The sequence below is a fragment of the Frigidibacter albus genome (assembly GCF_009908165.1).
Taxonomy (GTDB): domain Bacteria; phylum Pseudomonadota; class Alphaproteobacteria; order Rhodobacterales; family Rhodobacteraceae; genus Frigidibacter; species Frigidibacter albus.
Genome location: NZ_JAAAUC010000002.1, coordinates 328,817 through 345,450 on the forward strand (window position 1 = coordinate 328,817; position 16,634 = coordinate 345,450).

Below are 16,634 nucleotides of genomic sequence, written 5' to 3' on the forward strand. Positions count from 1 at the left end.
TTGCTGGCTGAAATATCCCGGGGGTCCGGGGGCAGCGCCCCCGGCGCTGGCCGTGCCGGTCAGCTCAGCCGCGCCGCCCGCGCCGCTCCCGCTTCGGATCGCCCGAGGTGTCGCCGGTCCCGTCGCTCGCCGACGAAAACCCGCCAAGCGCGGCGGTGATCTCGTCCAGCGTCGGGCGGGGGCCGGTCGGGTGAGCCTCCAGCGCCGCCCGCATCGCCCGCAGATGCTCCGGCATCGTGCCGCAGCAGCCGCCGATGATCCGGGCGCCGGCGTTGTGGGCCAGCACCGCATATTCGCCCATCAGCGCGGGCGTGCCGTCGTAATGGATATGCCCGTCATGGTATTTCGGGATGCCGGCATTGCCCTTGGCGATGATCGGCCGCCCGGCCCCCGCGGCGACGAAGCCAAGCACGGTGCGCAACAGGTCCGACGCGCCGACCCCGCAATTGGCGCCGAAGGCCAGCGGCGGGTTGGGCAGCTTGTCGACCTGCGCCGCCATCTGTGCCGAGGTGACGCCCATCATCGTGCGGCCCGCGGTGTCGAAACTCATGGTGCCACACCAGGGCATCCCCGCCAGCGCCGCCGCCTCGGCCGCCGCGGCATATTCTTCGGGGGCCGAGATGGTCTCCACCCACAGCAGATCCGCGCCGCCGGCCTTCAGCCCCTCGGCCTGTTCGTGGAACATCTCGACCGCGATGGCATGGGTCAGGCTGCCCATCGGCTGCATGATCTCGCCCGTCGGCCCCACCGAGCCCGCCACGACCACTTCGCGGCCCGCGGCATCGGCGATCTCGCGGCCAAGGGCGGCGGCGATGCGGTTCAGCTCGTGCACCTGGCCTTGCGCGCCATGCAGCTTCAGCCGGCTGGCATTGCCGCCGAAGGAGTTGGTGAGGAACAGGTCCGACCCCGCCTCCACCGCGCCGCGATAGAGGCTGCGGATCGCATCCGGGCGCTCGATATTCCACATCTCCGGCGCCTCGCCCGAGCTGAGGCCCATGTTGAACAGGTTGGTCCCGGTCGCGCCATCGGCCAGGATCCAGTCGCGGCTGGCAAGCATGCGGGAAAGCGCGTCGGTCATCGGGGCAACCTTTCAGGGCAGGGCATCGCCGATCCTTGCCATGCCGGGCTGGCCGAGGCAAATCCATATTCGGTGCCGGGGAGGGGCGGCGGATGCCGGATCGCCCGGGCGATGTCGGCCGCGGCGAGGGCGAGGGACAGTGGCCCGGGTGCTGCGATGTAGAGCGTCTGCCAGCGCGGTGCGAAGCCCGCCTTGAACTGCGCGAGGCCGCAGGGGTGGCGGGCTGCCAGCCGCCAGATGCGCGCGGCGAGCCCACGCAGCCGCGCCGGGTCCGGCGGCACCGCGGCGAGGGACAGTCTGGGCACTCCGGCCTCTGCCGCCTGCGCAATGGCCTCGGCAATCAGCGCCTGCATGGTGCCATCGGGAAGCCCGCCACCGTTGCGCATCAGGTCCAGCGCCCATTCGCCGCGGGTGGTGTGGAAGCTGACGAAAGCCACCAGCCGCCCCGCCTGCCAGGCCAGCAGGCAGTGCTGGCCCGCGACATATCCGGGCGTGTAGCGGCCCATCGAGAACCCCCGCTCGCCGTCCCGCGCCGTGACCCAAGCCGCCGAGAGCGCGGCCATCTGCGCCACCGGAAGCGCGCCGCCGGGCGGCACCGAGGTCACCGTGACCCCCGCCTTGGCGACATGGCGCAGCTTGCGGCGCAGGCCGGCATGGGCGGGGCCGGCCAAGGCGAAGCCGGCCGGATCGATCACCGCCTCCTGTGCGACCGGCAGCACAGTCCAGCCGACGGCGCGCGCCTGCGCTGCGGTGCGGGCGCTGATCTTGTAGAGGCAGGCCACGCGACCCCGCAGCGCCGCCTGTGCCCGCACCTGTGCCAGCATATCCGCCAGTACCTCTGGGGCCACCGGATCCAGCAGCGCTGTCACCGTCTGCCCGGTCTCGGACAGCAGCCAGCCGGGGGTGCCATCGCGGGCCAGCAGCAGCCCGTGCTCGCCTTGCATCAGAAGACCGGTCTCGGCACGTGGAGCCTCCGGGACCGGGCCGGCGCGCCGCACCTGCGGCAGCCTCCGCGGGGTACTCGCCCTCGAAGGCCGCGCCATCGCCAGCACCCCAAGCGCGGCGGGCAGCGCGTAATAGACGGCGCGCCAGGCCAGCACGGCGGCCAGCAGCGGCTCGGCCGGTTGCTCGGGCAGCAGCGACAGCAGGGCCAGTTCGAAGGCACCGACGCCGCCCGGAGTGCCCGAGATCAGCCCTGCACCAAGCGCCAGCAGGAAGGCGGGCAGCAGCGCCGCGCCATACTCCACGCCGCCGGGCAGCAGCACCCACAGCGCCAGAGCGGCGGCGGCGGTATCCAGCGCGGCCAGCGCCACGATGCGGGCCGCGACCGGCAGGGGCGGAAACCGCTGCGGTTGCCAGAAGGCCAGCGCCGCCAGCGCGCCAAACCCGGCCAGCACCGCCAGCGCCATCCCTCGTGCGCCCGGTACCGCCACGGGCAGCACCGCCACCGCCGCCGCCGTCACCACCGCCCATCCCGCCAGAAAGGCCAGCGCCACCTGCGCGGCGATCCGCGTCGCCTGGCCAAGGCTGGTCCCCGGCAGCATCCGCCAGCGCACCAGCGCGCCGGTGACGATGCCAAAGCCAAGTGTCTGGCTGAGCGCGATGGCGGCGGCCCCGGCGTGGCGGACCTGCGCCTCGGGCAGGGCGGTTCCCAGCTGGCGGTGGATCAGCACGTCATATTGCGCAAGCGCCGCAAAGCTGATCGCGGTCGCGGCCACCGCCGCCAGCCATTGCAGCGCCGAGACGCCGGCCAGCGCCGCGCCCACCGCGGCAAGGTCCAGCGCCGCCGCCTTTTCTCGCAGCGCCAGCACGAACAGCACCATCAGCGCCAACGGCAGCAGATGCCGCACCGCGCCCCGCCACGGCGTCAGCGCGCCATATGCCGCAGCACCCTCGTGCCCGGCCTGTCCCCAGTCCCGCATTTCCTCTGCCCGCCCTTGAACCCCGAGCCCCACGCCCTTGCGGGCAGACTTACCGGCTGGCGGTTCACGGCGGCTTAACGCGCTGCGCAACAGCGCAGCCAAAGCAAAGGCCGCGCGGAGGCGGGTCCGCGCGGCCTTGCAAGGCAATCACATAGGTCGGAGGGCGGCTGGTCCGCCCCTCAGACTTCGGTCATCAGCTGGCGCTTGGCCTCGGCCATGCATTCGGCCATCTTGGCGCGGATCGTGGCCTCATCGGCATGGGTGCCGAGGTCGCCGGACAGCTTGCGCACCACATCGGCGTTGCCCGCTTCCTCGAAATCGGCCATCACCACTTCCGAGGCATAGGCGGCAGCCTCGGCCCCCGATTTGCCCAGAAGTCCGGCCGCCCAGAGGCCCACCAGCTTGTTGCGCCGTGCCTCGGCCTTGAACTGAAGCTCGGCGTCATGCGCGAACTTGTTTTCGAACGCATTTTCCCGATCGTCGAACGTGGTCATGGCTTCCCCACCCTGATGCAAGATCCTTCGCCCCCATATGCCCGCGCAGGGGCCTCGCTGCAACCCCCGGCTTGCGCCGATAGCGCTGTCAGGGGCAGGCTTGCGCGGATTGATGCGGGCCATCTTGCGGTAGGGGGCGCCTTGTCCTATAGGGGCCGGTAAACCCCGGTGGCCCCTGCCAGCCGGGGCGCGGCCCGTCCGCGCCGCCCTCGACTGCAGACCAAAGGAAGCGCCCATGGCACCGCGTCGCAAGAAGATCTACGAAGGCAAGGCCAAGATCCTGTATGAAGGCCCCGAGCCGGGAACGCTGATCCAGTATTTCAAGGATGACGCGACCGCCTTCAACGCCCAGAAAAAGGCGACGATCGAGGGCAAGGGCGTGCTGAACAACCGCCTGTCGGAGTTCTTCATGACCGGGCTGACCAATATTGGCGTGCCCAACCACTTCATCCGCCGCGTGAACATGCGCGAGCAGCTGATCCGCCAGGTGGAAATCGTCCCGTTGGAAGTGATCGTGCGCAACTTCGCCGCCGGGTCGATCTCGAAGCGGCTGGGGCTGGAAGAGGGCACGGCGCTGCCGCGGCCGATCGTCGAATACAGCTACAAGAATGACGAGCTCGGCGATCCGATGGTTTCCGAGGAATACATCGTCGCCTTCGGCTGGGCCAACCAGCAGGATCTCGATGACATCGTGGCGCTGGCGCTGCGGGTCAACGATTTCCTGTCGGGCGTGTTCTACGGCGTCGGCATCAAGCTGATCGACTTCAAGATCGAGCTTGGCCGGGTCTGGGATGGCGATTTCATGCGGCTGATCGTGGCCGATGAAATCTCGCCCGACAGCTGCCGGCTCTGGGATGTGAAGACCGGGCAGAAGCTCGACAAGGACGTGTTCCGGCGCGATCTGGGCAGTCTGACCGACGCCTATTCCGAAGTGGCGCGCCGGCTTGGCGTGCTGCCGGGGAATGCCACGGCGATGACCAAGCCGACGCTGATCAACTGACGATGGATCTGGCAGCGCGCCAGCGCGGGCAGGCGGAGCGGAACCGCATGATCCGCGAGGCGCTGGCCGGGCAGGGCGATGACGGGCGGCGGGTGCGGCAGGTGTCGCATTACGTCTTCCCGGACCTTGCGGGAGAGGCCGCCAGCGATGGCGCGCTGAAGGATGCGGTGGCGGGCTACGGGTTTACGGCGCGCTTCACCGCGGCGGGTGACGGGCTGATCCTCGAGCATGAGCGCGAGGTGGCCTCCGCGGCCTTCGATGCCGAGGTGGCGGGGCTGATCGAGACGATGGACCAAATGGGCTGGCAGTATGACGGCTGGGATTGCGCCGTCTTGCCGGCGGAATGACAAGGAAGGCTGGCGGATGAAAGCGCGCGTGCATGTGATGCTGAAGGACGGAGTTCTGGACCCGCAGGGCGAGGCGGTGCGCCATGCGCTTGGCTCGTTGGGGTTTTTGGGGGTCGAGGCGGTGCGGCAGGGCAAGGTGATCGAGCTGGAGCTGTCGGCGACCGACGAGGCCGCGGCGGAAGTCGAGGTCAGGGCGATGTGCGAGAAGCTGCTGGCGAATACGGTGATCGAGAAATACACCATCGAGATCGGCTGAGCGCAGTTAATGTAACCTGTGAAGATCGGGCCGCAAGCGCCCGCTCCCAAGGCTAATTTTCTAACTCTCGCCTCTCCGCGCCCCGTGGAAGTTTTCTGGAAGGCTTTACCCCGCCGCCAGCGGCCCTAGCTCGAGTCCCGGACCCGTCCGGAGGATCGCCGATGCAGCTTGCTCGCCTTTTCCCTGTGCTTGCCCTGCTTGCCGCGCCAGTCGCCGCGCAGGAGGTCGATCTGGAGCTGGTGCTGATGGCCGATGCCACCGGCTCGATCAGCACCGAGGAGATCCTGTTCCAGCGGCAGGGCTATGCGCAGGCGCTGACCGATCCCGAGGTGCTGGCGGCGATTGCCGGCACCGCCTATGGCAGCATCGCTATCACCTATGTCGAATGGGGCCAGTTCGACAGCCAGGACGTGGTGGTGCCCTGGATGGTGATCGCCGGCGAGGCCGAGGCCGCTGCCTTTGCCGCAGCCCTGCTGGACCCGCCGCGACGAGCGTTCGGCCGCAATGCCATCGGGGCCGCGCTGCTGTTCGGCAAGGCGCTGATCGAGGAGAATGATATTCAGGGCTGGCGGCACATTATCGACTTTTCCGCGGACAGCACCGGCAATTTCAACGGGCCGGCCACCGAAGAGGCGCGGGCCGAGGTGCTGGCCGCGGGCATCACCATCAACGGGCTGGCTATCGCCTGCCGGGGCTGCAGCGCCGGCTGGGGCGATGAGGGCGGCAGCATCGAGGCGGGGTTCCGCGACCGGATCATCGGCGGGCCGGGCGCCTTCGTGGTGACGGCAGACTCCGCCCCGGCCTTTGCCGATGCGGTGAAACGCAAGCTGATCCTCGAAATCTCGGGCCTGCACGGGTTGCCGGCCGTTGCCGCGCGCTGACCCATCAGCCAACCCATCTGGGGCCCGCCCCTTGCAGCCCCCCGCCCGGACAACTAAGACTCCGGCAAGGAACAAGTGGGTATGGTCCCCGCAAGGGAAGCAAGAGGCAGGCGAGCGCGATGAAAGACCCGATCGATCTTTACATGAACACCCTTGTGCCGATGGTTGTCGAACAGACCAGCCGGGGCGAGCGGGCCTATGACATCTATTCGCGCCTGCTGAAGGAGCGGATCATCTTCCTGTCGGGTCCGGTGCATGACGGCATGTCGACGCTGATCTGCGCGCAGCTGCTGTTCCTTGAGGCGGAAAATCCGTCCAAGGAAATCAGCATGTATATCAACAGCCCCGGCGGTGTGGTGACGAGCGGATTGTCGATCTATGACACGATGCAATACATCAAGCCGAAGGTCTCGACCCTGGTGATCGGGCAGGCGGCCTCGATGGGGTCCTTGCTGCTGACCGCCGGTGAAAAGGGCATGCGCTTCAGCCTGCCCAACAGCCGGGTGATGGTGCACCAGCCCTCGGGCGGCTATCAGGGCCAGGCGACGGACATCATGATCCACGCCCGCGAGACCGAGAAGCTGAAGCGCCGGCTGAATGAAATCTACGTGAAGCATACCGGGCAGGACCTCGCCACCGTCGAGGCCGCGCTGGAGCGGGACAACTTCATGTCGGCGGAAGACGCCAAGGAATGGGGCCTGATCGACGATATCCTCGCCGATCGCGGCAAGGCCGAAGAGGCCAAGTAAGCACCTCCGCCGCGCCCGGCCAGCGCCGGGGCGGCGGGAATTTTGACATTGTGATGAACAGGGGCCTGTCCTAGACTTTCGGGAAAAGGACAGCCCGGGAACGCCGGGGCCACACCCAAGGCAGGCCGCAGAGGATACCGATGGCGAACAATTCCGGCAGCGACAGCAAGAATACCCTCTACTGCTCATTCTGCGGCAAGAGCCAGCATGAGGTGCGCAAGCTGATCGCGGGCCCGACCGTTTTCATCTGCGATGAATGCGTCGAACTGTGCATGGACATCATCCGCGAGGAGACCAAGACCTCGGGGCTTAAGGCGACCGACGGCGTTCCGACGCCGCGCGACATCTGCAAGGTGCTGGACGATTACGTGATCGGCCAGATCCATGCCAAGCGCGTCCTGTCGGTGGCGGTCCACAACCATTACAAGCGCCTGAACCATGCCTCGAAATCCGCGGATATCGAGCTGGCGAAGTCCAACATCCTGCTGATCGGCCCGACCGGCTGTGGCAAGACCCTGCTGGCCCAGACGCTGGCGCGGATCCTGGACGTGCCGTTCACGATGGCGGATGCGACCACGTTGACCGAAGCCGGGTATGTCGGCGAGGATGTGGAGAACATCATCCTCAAGCTGCTGCAGGCCAGCGAGTACAACGTCGAGCGGGCGCAGCGCGGCATCGTCTATATCGACGAGGTCGACAAGATCACCCGCAAGTCCGACAATCCCTCGATCACCCGCGACGTGTCGGGCGAGGGCGTGCAGCAGGCGCTGCTGAAGATCATGGAGGGCACCGTGGCCTCCGTGCCGCCGCAGGGCGGGCGCAAGCATCCCCAGCAGGAGTTCCTGCAGGTGGACACCACCAACATCCTGTTCATCTGTGGCGGCGCCTTTGCCGGGCTGGAGCGGATCATCGCACAGCGCAACAAGGGCTCGGGCATGGGCTTTGGCGCCGATGTCAAGGATCCCGATGCGCGCGGCGTTGGCGAGATGTTCATGGAGCTGGAACCGGAAGATCTGCTGAAATTCGGGCTGATCCCGGAATTCGTCGGCCGTCTGCCGGTGATCGCCACGCTGACCGACCTGGACGAAGAGGCGCTGGTCACCATCCTGACCGAGCCGAAGAACGCGCTGGTCAAGCAATACCAGCGGCTGTTCGACATCGAGGGCGTGAAGCTGACCTTCACCGAGGATGCGCTGAAGGCGATCGCCAAGCGCGCCATCAAGCGCAAGACCGGCGCGCGCGGCCTGCGCTCGATCATGGAGGATATCCTGCTCGACAGCATGTTCGAGCTGCCTGGGCTGGCGACGGTCGAAGAGGTGGTGGTGAATCTCGATGCGGTGGATACCGCCGGGGCGAAACCGCTGCTGATACATTCTGAAGCCAAGAAGGAACCGGCAGCCGCCAAGGCGCGTTGATCCGGTGTCTCGAAGGTGTTGAAAGGGCGGTCCTGCAAAAGGGGCCGCCTTTTTTACGTGCCGCCCTTGGCCGGCGCCGGGGGCGCCGCCCCCGGACCCCCGGGATATTTTCCCCAGCAAGAATGAGGGGCGCCCGCGTCCGCTTTTGCCTTTTCAAAATATCCTCGGGGGGCGCGGGGGGCAGACGGCCCCCCGCCTTCTTTCGTGGGGGGTGCCGGCGGCGACCCGCGTGCGCTGTCCTAGGCTCTGGACCTCGGCCCGCGCTCTTGTATAAGGGACGCAGCCTGTTTGCGGCCTGATCCTGCGGAGAGAGTCCCCGATGAAATTCCTGCTTCGCCTGCTGACCTGGTGGAACGGCCAGACGCTTGGCACCCAGATCTTCACCGCGCGCCGCGGCGTGAAGGTGGGCGAGGATGATCAGGGCAACATCTTCTACCGCACCGCTGACGACAAGCGCCGCTGGGTGATCTACAACGGCGAATCCGAGGCGAGCCGGGTCTCTCCCGACTGGCATGGCTGGCTGCATTTCACCTGGGACGAGAGCCCGGTCGATGCGCCGCTGCCGCGCAAGGCCTGGGAAAAGCCGCATGTGGAAAACCTGACCGGCACCGCCGCCGCCTATGCTCCCACCGGCTCGATCCGCCGCGCGGCCCCGGCCGAACGGCGCGATTACGAGGCCTGGCAACCGGAATAGCCCCATGTCCGAGACACGCGCAGAAATCCTGACCGGCGCCGCGGTGCTGGCCGTGGCCCTTGGCTTTGCAATCTATGCGGGGCTTGGCTCCGGCCTTGGCACGCCTTCGGGGAACTATGAGCTGAAGGCCAGCTTCCGGTCGGTCGAGGGCATCGATATCGGCACCGATGTGCGGCTGGCGGGGGTGAAGGTCGGCAGCGTCACCTCGCTGGCGCTCAACCCGGCGACCTTCTTTGCCGATGCGACGGTGGCGGTGCGGGACGATATCCTGATGCCCGAGGACAGCGCGATTCTGGTGTCCTCCGAGGGGTTGCTTGGCGGGTCGTTCGTCGAGCTGGTGCCTGGTGGCAGCCCGATCAACCTCGAGCCCGGGGCCGAGATCGAGGATACCCAAGGCGCGGTCAGCATCCTGTCGCTGATGATGGCCTTTGCGGGTGGCGGCGGCGATGACGCGCCTGCCGAAGGGGCGGCGGAGTGAACCGCAGCCGCTTCGCCTGGCCCCTGCTGGCGGCCCTGCTGCTGGCGAGCCCGCTGGAGGCGCAGGAGGGCGAGGGTGAGCCGCTGCCGCTGGAGGAGTTCGGCATCGAGGAATTGCCGGCGCTGCCGGTGACGCCCGAGGCGCTGCAGCCCGAAAGCTCGGTCGATTCCGAGGCGGCCGGCGCCGTGACTTCGGCCCCCGGCGCGCTGCTGCGCGGGCTCGACCGGGTGACAGGGCAGAGCGTCGATGTGACGCTGCAAACTGGCCAGACCCAGCCGATGTTCCGGCTGGAGGTGAGCCTGTCCGATTGCCGCTTTCCAACCAATGATCCCAGCTCGGATGCCTTCGCGCATCTGACCATCCGCGACCGCGGCGAGGTGGTGTTCAACGGCTGGATGACCGCCGCCAGCCCGGCGCTGTGGGCCTTGGACCATCCGCGCTATGACGTGTGGGTTCTGGGCTGCAGCGACTGATCTAGCGCAGGAGGCTCGCCGCGTCCGGCAGCGGGCCTGCGGGGCCAAAGCGCACGGCGCGCTGCGCCACTGCAGGTTCCAGCAGCTTGCGGAAGGCGGCGCGGGGCAGTTCGATCCCGCCAAGGCGCGCCAGATGCGGGGTCAGGAACTGGGTGTCGAGCAGGGTGAAGCCTTGGAAGCGCAGCCGGTCCACCAGCCAGACCAGCGCCGCCTTGGACGCATCGGTGCGGGTGGAGAACATGCTTTCCGCGAAGAAGGCCGCGCCCACCGCCACCCCGAACACGCCGCCGACCAGAGCGCCGTCTTGTCGCACAGCGATGCAATGGGCATGGCCCGCCGCGTGCAGCGCCGTGTAGAGCCGCATGAGGGCGGGGTTGATCCAGGTTTCCTCGCGGTTCGCGCAGGCAGTGACCACCTCGGCGAAATCGGTATCGGCGCTGGCGGTGAAGCTGCCGCGGCGCATCCGCCGGGCCAGCGAGCGCGAGATGTGGAAGCCGTCGAGCGGCAGGATCCCGCGGATGCGTGGCTCGATCAGCCCGAAGGTGGGATCGTCGCGGTGCTCGGCCATCGGGAAGGCGCCGGCGGCATAGACCTCCAGCATCAGAAGCGGCGGCACCTCGCGCAAAGGCGCCGCCGTCATCGGGCAAGGCCCGACGGGAGGGGCAGGGCGCCGGGGCGCCCCGCGATCAGGCGAAGGTCTCGGCCAGCCACCGTTCCAGCCAATGGATCGAGTAATTGCCCTTCAGGATATCAGGTTCCTCCAGCAGCGCATGGAACAGCGGCACGGTGGTATCGACCCCGTCGACGATCAGCTCGCCAAGCGCGCGTTTCAGCCTGGCCAGCGCCTCGGGCCGGTCGCGGCCATGCACGATCAGTTTGCCGATCAGGCTGTCGTAATAGGGCGGGATCGTGTAGCCGGCATAAAGCGCCGAATCCATCCGCACACCCAGACCGCCCGGCGCGTGGAACACGTTCACCCGGCCGGGGCAGGGCGAGAAGTTCGGCAGTTTCTCGGCGTTGATCCGCACCTCGATGGCATGGCCGTTCAGCATCAGATCCTTCTGTTCGAAGGACATCGGCATCCCCGAGGCCACGCGGATCTGCTCGCGCACGAGGTCCACGCCGAAGATCGCCTCGGTCACCGGATGTTCCACCTGCAGGCGGGTGTTCATCTCGATGAAGTAGAAATCGCCGTCCTCATAGAGAAACTCGATGGTGCCGGCACCGATATAGTTGATCGCGGCTACCGCATCGGCGCAGACCTTGCCGATCCGGTCGCGGGTTTCCTGGTCGATGGCGGGGCCGGGGGCTTCCTCGAACACCTTCTGGTGGCGGCGCTGCAAGGAACAGTCGCGCTCGCCCAGATGCACTGCCTTGCCCTTGCCATCGCCGAAGACCTGGATCTCGATATGGCGGGGGCGCTGCAGGTATTTCTCGATATAGACCTCGTCGTTGCCGAAGGCCGCCTTGGATTCCGCCCGCGCGGTGCGGAAGGCCACTTCCAGCGCCTCGGCATCGCGCGCAACCTTCATGCCGCGGCCGCCGCCGCCCGCCGTGGCCTTTATGATGACCGGATAGCCGATCTCGGCCGAGATGCGCTTGGCCTCCTCGACCGTGGCAACGCCGCCTTCCGATCCCGGAACGCAAGGCACGCCAAGCCGGCGCATGGTGTCCTTGGCGGTGATCTTGTCGCCCATCACCCGGATATGCTCGGCCGTCGGGCCGATGAAGCCGATGTCATGGTCTTCCAGCACCTGCACGAAGGCGGCGTTTTCCGACAGGAAGCCATAGCCGGGATGGATCGCGTCGGCGCCGGTGATCTCGCAGGCGGAGACGATGGCCGGCACCGAGAGGTAGCTTTCGGATGAGGGCGGCGGGCCGATGCAGACAGACTCGTCGGCCATCCGCACATGCATGGCGTCGCTGTCGGCCGTGGAATGCACCGCGACAGACTTGATGCCCATCTCGCGGCAGGCCCGGATGACGCGGAGCGCGATTTCGCCCCGGTTGGCGATCAGGATCTTCTCGAACATCGGTCTGGTCACCTTACTCGACGATCATCAGCGGGGCGCCGTATTCCACCGCGCTGCCATCCTCGACAAGAATGCGCTTCACGGTGCCGGATTTCGGCGCCGGGATGTGGTTCATCGTTTTCATCGCCTCGACGATCAGCAGCGTCTGGCCTTCCTTGACCGCGTCGCCCACCGCCACGAAGGGCGTCGCGCCGGGTTCGGCGGCCAGATACACGGTGCCGACCATCGGCGAGGCCACGGCGCCCGGGTGGCGCGCCGGATCCTCGGCAGGGGCAGGCGCAGCGGCCGGGGCTGCCAGCGCGGCCGGGGCAGGCGCTGCGGCATAGACCGGCGCCGCGGCAGCCACGGGGGCCTGCTTGACGACCCGCACTTCGAGGCTGTCATTCTCGCCGTATTCGCGCATCACCGCCAGCTCGGTCAGGTCGTTCTTGTTCAGAAGTTCCGCCAGCGCCTGGATGAAGGCCACGTCGGTTTCATGGGGATGTTTGGTCATTACCGTCCTCGGAAGGTGTTGTGCCGCCCGTCTGTCGCGGGCTCCGCCTTGGTCGCTGGGGTTATACGCGAGAGCAGGGGGGGAGGAAAGCCGCGAGTTTGCCCGGGGCCGGCAGCCGTGGCGCGGTTAAAATCCGGGCAGATTTTTCCGGATTTGCCGCTGATCTGCGCGGCGGGGCCGGGCGGCGGGGCAGCTTGATTTTACCATTTGATAAAAAACAGGACCTATGCCAGCCTTTCCCGATAAAGCAAAGCCAGGGAGGTCCGATTGACCAACAGCCAGCTGACACCCGGCATCGTTCCGGGCCGGCTTCCGCCGCAAGCCTATGCCGCGAATTTCGCCGATATCGCCCCGCCGCTGGACGCGCATGAAGTGCGGGTGGCCGCGGATCGCTGCTACTTCTGCCATGACGCGCCCTGCGTGACGGCCTGTCCGACCGAGATCGACATTCCGCTGTTCATCCGGCAGATCGCCACCGGCACGCCCGAGGCGGCGGCGCGAACCATCTTCTCGCAGAACATCCTTGGCGGCATCTGCGCCCGGGTCTGCCCCACCGAAACCCTCTGCGAGGGTGCCTGCGTGCGCGAGGCGGCCGAGGGCAAGCCGGTGGAAATCGCCCGCCTGCAGCGCCACGCGACCGATACGCTGATGGCAAGGAACGCGCATCCCTTCACCCGCGCCGCGCCCACCGGCAAGCGTGTGGCGGTGGTCGGCGCGGGCCCGGCGGGTCTGGCGGCGGCGCATAGGCTGGCGCTGAAGGGCCATGATGTCACCTTGCTGGATGCGCGCCCCAAGGGCGGTGGGCTGAACGAATACGGCATCGCCGCCTACAAGACCGCGGGCGGGTTCGCGCAGGCGGAACTCGATTGGCTGATGGGCATCGGCGGCATCACCCTGAAACCCGGGCTCGCGCTCGGCCGCGACCTGACGCTGGCCGAGCTGCAATCGGGCCATGACGCGGTGTTCCTCGGCCTCGGGCTCGGCGGGGTCAATGCGCTCCGGGCCGAGGGCGAGGACAAGGCGCACGTGCTGCCCGCCACCGACTTCATCCGCGAGCTGCGGCAGGCGGCGGACCTCGCCGCCCTGCCCATCGGCCGCGAGGTGGTGGTGATCGGCGGCGGCATGACCGCCATCGACGCCGCCGTGCAGGCGCGGCTGCTGGGGGCAGAGACGGTGACGCTGGTCTATCGCCGCTCGAAGGCGGCGATGGGCGCCAGCACGGTCGAGCAGGATCACGCCACGCAGAACGGCGTGCGCATCATCTGCAACGCCGCCCCCGTGCGCCTCCTCGGCAACGGCGCGGTGGCCGAGGTGGAGTTCGCCTATACCGAGGAGCGAGAGACGGGGCTTCACCTGCTGCCGCAGACCTTCCGCCTCAAGGCTGATCAGGTGTTCAAGGCCATCGGCCAGACCCTCGAGCCGGTGCCGGAGGGCATCGCCATCGACGGCGGCAAGATCGCCATCACTGGCGCCGGGCGCACCAGCATCTCGGGTGTCTGGGCCGGGGGCGATTGCGCGCAGGGCGGCGACGATCTGACCGTGGCGGCGGCGGCCGAGGGCCGCGATGCCGCGATGGACATTCACCTTTACCTGATGGGGGCCGACCATGGCTGACCTGACCACAACCTTCATCGGCATCAAGTCCCCCAACCCGTTCTGGCTCGCCTCCGCGCCGCCGACCGACAAGGAATACAACGTCCGCCGCGCGTTTCAGGCGGGCTGGGGCGGCGTGGTGTGGAAGACCCTCGGCTCGGAAGGCCCCCCCGTCGTCAACGTCAACGGCCCGCGCTATGGCGTGATCCACGGCGCCGACCGCCGGGTGCTGGGGATCAACAATATCGAGCTGATCACCGACCGCCCGCTGGAGGTGAACCTGCGCGAGATCAAGTCGGTCAAGCGCGACTGGCCGGACCGCGCGCTGATCATCAGCCTGATGGTGCCTTGCGACGAGGAGTCGTGGAAGGACATCCTCGCCCGCATCGAGGATACCGGCGCCGACGGGGTGGAGCTGAACTTCGGCTGCCCGCATGGCATGGCCGAGCGCGGCATGGGAAGCGCCGTCGGGCAGGTGCCCGAATATATCGAGATGGTCACGCGCTGGGTGAAGACGCACTCCCGCATGCCCTGCATCGTCAAGCTGACCCCCAACATCTCCGACATCCGCAAACCGGCCGAGGCGGCAAAACGCGGCGGGGCGGATGCGGTGTCGCTCATCAACACCATCAACTCCATCACCTCCGTCAACCTCGACGATTTCGCGCCCGAGCCGATGATCGACGGCAAGGGCACCCATGGCGGTTATTGCGGCCCGGCGGTGAAGCCCATCGCGCTGAACATGGTGGCGGAAATCGCCCGCAGTGCCGAAACCCGCGGCCTGCCGATCAGCGGCATCGGCGGCGTCACCACCTGGCGCGACGCGGCAGAGTTCATGGCGCTTGGCGCGGGCAATGTGCAGGTCTGCACCGCGGCGATGACCTATGGGTTCAAGATCGTGCAGGAGATGATCTCGGGCCTGTCGGATTACATGGACCGCAAGGGATTCACCTCCACCGCTGAGCTTGTCGGCCGCGCGGTGCCCAATGTCACCGACTGGCAGTTCCTGAACCTCAACTACATCACCAAGGCGCAGATCGACCAGGATCTCTGCATCAGCTGCGGGCGCTGCTACGCGGCTTGCGAGGATACCAGCCATCAGGCGATCGCCATGTCGCCTGGCCGCGTGTTCACGGTGAAGGACGAGGAATGCGTCGCCTGCAACCTTTGCCTCGACGTCTGCCCGGTCGAGAATTGCATCACCATGCGCGAACTGCCGCAGGGCGAGGTCGATCCGCGCACGGGGAAGGTCGTCTCGGGCTACGCCAACTGGACCAGCCACCCCAACAACCCGATGGCGCGGGCGGCGGAGTAGGGCGGGCACTCTCCCCTCTTTGCCTTTTCCAAATATCCTCGGGGGGCGCGGGGGGCGGAAGGCCCCCCGCTTCTTTCGGTGACCCTCACGCCGCATCCGTCAATATCGACGGCTCCCGCCGCGCCGGGCAGTCCGCCCGCGGGCAGATCCGGCAGGTGGCGCCCACCGGCAGCTCGCCCGGCCCCCGCGCCGCCTCGGCCGGCAGCAGCAGCATCCCCGCCTCCAGCACCTGCGGGCCGTCGAAGCCGGCGGGGTAGGCGGCCTCGCACCAGGCATAGGCCAGGAAGCGCCGCGGCACCCGTCCGGCCATTTCCAGCGTGGCGCGGATCGCGGTGCCGGGGCGCGAGAGCGCCTGATAGAGCGGCCAGATCGGGCAGCCGGCGCCAAAGCGGGGCAGGGTGAAACCCTCCACCGGCTTGCGGAAGGTCAGGGCCCCCGCGCCGTCGCAGAGCACAAGGCCTGTCGCATGCGCCCCCGGCAACCCCGCCAGCCGCCGGAACACCGCCAGCGGCGGCACCCCGAACCGCGCCGCCAGCAGCCCCGGATCGCCCGCCGTCTCCTCCACCCCGCGCAGGAAGGCCGCCATCGGCAGCGCCTCGGCATCGGCCCGCGCCCGGGCCAGCCAGCCCCGCGCCAAGGCGCGCGAGCCCGAGGAGGCCAGTTCCGGCGCGGTGACGGTCGGGTCGGGCGCGGCGGCCGCCTCGGCGGCGGCGATGTGGAACTCCTGCGCCGCCAGCCAGGCGTCGAATTCCTCCTGCGGCGAGGACAGCCCGGTCTCGCGGTCGGTCCCGGCATCGAGATAGCCCACCAGCGCCTCGGCGGCATCGGCCAGCCTCTCACTGTCATCGCGCAGGTTGCCGTGGAAGCGCGCCCGCCATTCGGGCTCGATATCCTCGGTCTCGGCCAGGATCGCGGCGGTGGAGCGGATCGAGGTCACCGCCGAGAGCACCTCATGCAGGCTCGCCGACAGCTGCGGGTCATGCGCCAGCCGTTCGGTGAGCGCCTCGATGGTGCGCTCCAGCGCCAGGATGCGCCCCTGCCGCTCGGCCAGCAGTGCCGCCCAGCCGGGGTAGCGGCCGGCAAATTCCTCGATGCGCTCGCTCTCGGCGCCGTCGCCGCCGCCGGCTGCCGCCTCGCGCAGCGCCTCGAACAGCGTCGGCTCGGCCCCCTCGGCCAGCGCCGCTGCCCCGATCTCCAGCGTGCCGGCCAGCGCGGTCAGCAGCCGGTCCGACACCGGGCGGCGGTTGTGCTCGATCAGGTTCAGATAGGCCGGCGACACGCCGATGGCCCGCGCAAGCTCGGCCTGTTTCAGGCCCAGTTGCGCCCGCCGCGCGCGGATGCGGGTTCCGGTGAGTGCGGCACGGGCCATGCGGGGTTCCTCCGTTTCCGATGTGCCAGCAATCGCGGCCCGGC

The 16,634-nt window shown here is 68.3% G+C and carries 18 protein-coding genes; 11 read left to right on the forward strand and 7 right to left on the reverse strand.

Features of this window, described 5'->3' with window-relative positions; all coding sequences use genetic code 11:
- Positions 1-64 precede the first annotated feature (64 nt).
- The 3 genes from bmt to GVY41_RS04115 form a co-directional block, all read right to left on the reverse strand.
- Positions 65-1,078 carry a betaine--homocysteine S-methyltransferase gene (bmt, locus tag GVY41_RS04105; RefSeq protein WP_161343449.1) on the reverse strand — a complete coding sequence of 338 codons (1,014 nt, stop codon included), beginning with the start codon at positions 1,076-1,078 and terminating at the stop codon, positions 65-67.
- Positions 1,075-3,000, reverse strand: a complete 1,926-nt coding sequence (locus GVY41_RS04110; protein ID WP_161343447.1) for a phosphatidylglycerol lysyltransferase domain-containing protein — start codon at positions 2,998-3,000, stop codon at positions 1,075-1,077. The genes bmt and GVY41_RS04110 overlap by 4 nt, the downstream gene beginning before the upstream one ends.
- A gap of 179 nt (positions 3,001-3,179) precedes the next feature.
- A complete protein-coding gene (locus GVY41_RS04115; RefSeq protein ID WP_161343445.1) occupies positions 3,180-3,494 on the reverse strand; it encodes a DUF1476 domain-containing protein in 315 nt (104 codons plus the stop codon).
- A 235-nt stretch (positions 3,495-3,729) separates the two neighbouring features.
- Between GVY41_RS04115 and purC the strand changes: the two genes are divergently transcribed.
- The 9 genes from purC to GVY41_RS04160 all read left to right on the forward strand — a co-directional run bounded on the left by purC (position 3,730) and on the right by GVY41_RS04160 (position 9,787).
- The gene (gene purC / locus GVY41_RS04120; RefSeq protein WP_066812867.1) at positions 3,730-4,494 is read left to right on the forward strand and encodes a phosphoribosylaminoimidazolesuccinocarboxamide synthase; all 765 of its coding nucleotides are present in this window, start codon (positions 3,730-3,732) and stop codon (positions 4,492-4,494) included.
- A gap of 2 nt (positions 4,495-4,496) precedes the next feature.
- Positions 4,497-4,841, forward strand: coding sequence for a ribonuclease E inhibitor RraB (locus GVY41_RS04125; RefSeq protein WP_161343443.1), 345 nt, complete (start codon positions 4,497-4,499; stop codon positions 4,839-4,841).
- 16 nt (positions 4,842-4,857) lie between these two features.
- A complete protein-coding gene (gene purS, locus GVY41_RS04130; protein ID WP_161343441.1) occupies positions 4,858-5,097 on the forward strand; it encodes a phosphoribosylformylglycinamidine synthase subunit PurS in 240 nt (79 codons plus the stop codon).
- A 161-nt stretch (positions 5,098-5,258) separates the two neighbouring features.
- Positions 5,259-5,978, forward strand: coding sequence for a DUF1194 domain-containing protein (locus GVY41_RS04135; protein WP_161343440.1), 720 nt, complete (start codon positions 5,259-5,261; stop codon positions 5,976-5,978).
- A gap of 119 nt (positions 5,979-6,097) precedes the next feature.
- Complete coding sequence (locus tag GVY41_RS04140) at positions 6,098-6,727, forward strand: ATP-dependent Clp protease proteolytic subunit (RefSeq protein ID WP_161343438.1); 630 nt, start codon at positions 6,098-6,100, stop codon at positions 6,725-6,727.
- Between the two features lie 140 nt (positions 6,728-6,867).
- Entirely contained in the window at positions 6,868-8,142 is a 1,275-nt protein-coding gene (clpX, locus tag GVY41_RS04145; RefSeq protein WP_161343436.1) for an ATP-dependent Clp protease ATP-binding subunit ClpX, read from the forward strand.
- A 319-nt stretch (positions 8,143-8,461) separates the two neighbouring features.
- Positions 8,462-8,836: an NADH:ubiquinone oxidoreductase subunit NDUFA12 gene (locus GVY41_RS04150; protein ID WP_161343434.1), complete on the forward strand. Its 375-nt coding sequence runs from the start codon at positions 8,462-8,464 to the stop codon at positions 8,834-8,836.
- Between the two features lie 4 nt (positions 8,837-8,840).
- Positions 8,841-9,314, forward strand: coding sequence for an outer membrane lipid asymmetry maintenance protein MlaD (mlaD, locus tag GVY41_RS04155; RefSeq protein WP_161343432.1), 474 nt, complete (start codon positions 8,841-8,843; stop codon positions 9,312-9,314).
- Positions 9,311-9,787, forward strand: coding sequence for a DUF2155 domain-containing protein (locus tag GVY41_RS04160; protein WP_229725931.1), 477 nt, complete (start codon positions 9,311-9,313; stop codon positions 9,785-9,787). The genes mlaD and GVY41_RS04160 overlap by 4 nt, the downstream gene beginning before the upstream one ends.
- 1 nt (position 9,788) lies before the next feature.
- On the opposite strand, the gene aat is transcribed toward GVY41_RS04160, so the two are convergent.
- The 3 genes from aat to accB are packed head-to-tail and all read right to left on the reverse strand — an operon-like array spanning position 9,789 to position 12,313.
- Complete coding sequence (gene aat / locus GVY41_RS04165) at positions 9,789-10,427, reverse strand: leucyl/phenylalanyl-tRNA--protein transferase (RefSeq protein ID WP_161343430.1); 639 nt, start codon at positions 10,425-10,427, stop codon at positions 9,789-9,791.
- A 46-nt stretch (positions 10,428-10,473) separates the two neighbouring features.
- Complete coding sequence (accC, locus tag GVY41_RS04170; RefSeq protein WP_161343428.1) at positions 10,474-11,820, reverse strand: acetyl-CoA carboxylase biotin carboxylase subunit; 1,347 nt, start codon at positions 11,818-11,820, stop codon at positions 10,474-10,476.
- 13 nt (positions 11,821-11,833) lie between these two features.
- Positions 11,834-12,313, reverse strand: coding sequence for an acetyl-CoA carboxylase biotin carboxyl carrier protein (gene accB, locus GVY41_RS04175; protein ID WP_161343426.1), 480 nt, complete (start codon positions 12,311-12,313; stop codon positions 11,834-11,836).
- Positions 12,314-12,580: 267 nt separating this feature from the next.
- Here accB and GVY41_RS04180 point away from each other — a divergent pair, with 267 nt between their 5' ends.
- Both GVY41_RS04180 and preA read left to right on the forward strand, forming a co-directional pair.
- Positions 12,581-13,927 (forward strand): NAD(P)-dependent oxidoreductase, encoded by a 1,347-nt coding sequence (locus GVY41_RS04180; protein ID WP_161343424.1) that lies wholly within the window; start codon positions 12,581-12,583, stop codon positions 13,925-13,927.
- Complete coding sequence (gene preA, locus GVY41_RS04185) at positions 13,920-15,221, forward strand: NAD-dependent dihydropyrimidine dehydrogenase subunit PreA (protein ID WP_161343422.1); 1,302 nt, start codon at positions 13,920-13,922, stop codon at positions 15,219-15,221. Before GVY41_RS04180 ends, preA begins: the two co-directional genes overlap by 8 nt.
- A gap of 85 nt (positions 15,222-15,306) precedes the next feature.
- Here the strand turns inward: preA and GVY41_RS04190 are convergent, their stop codons facing one another.
- Complete coding sequence (locus GVY41_RS04190) at positions 15,307-16,590, reverse strand: XRE family transcriptional regulator (protein WP_161343420.1); 1,284 nt, start codon at positions 16,588-16,590, stop codon at positions 15,307-15,309.
- Between the last annotated feature and the right edge of the window lie 44 nt (positions 16,591-16,634).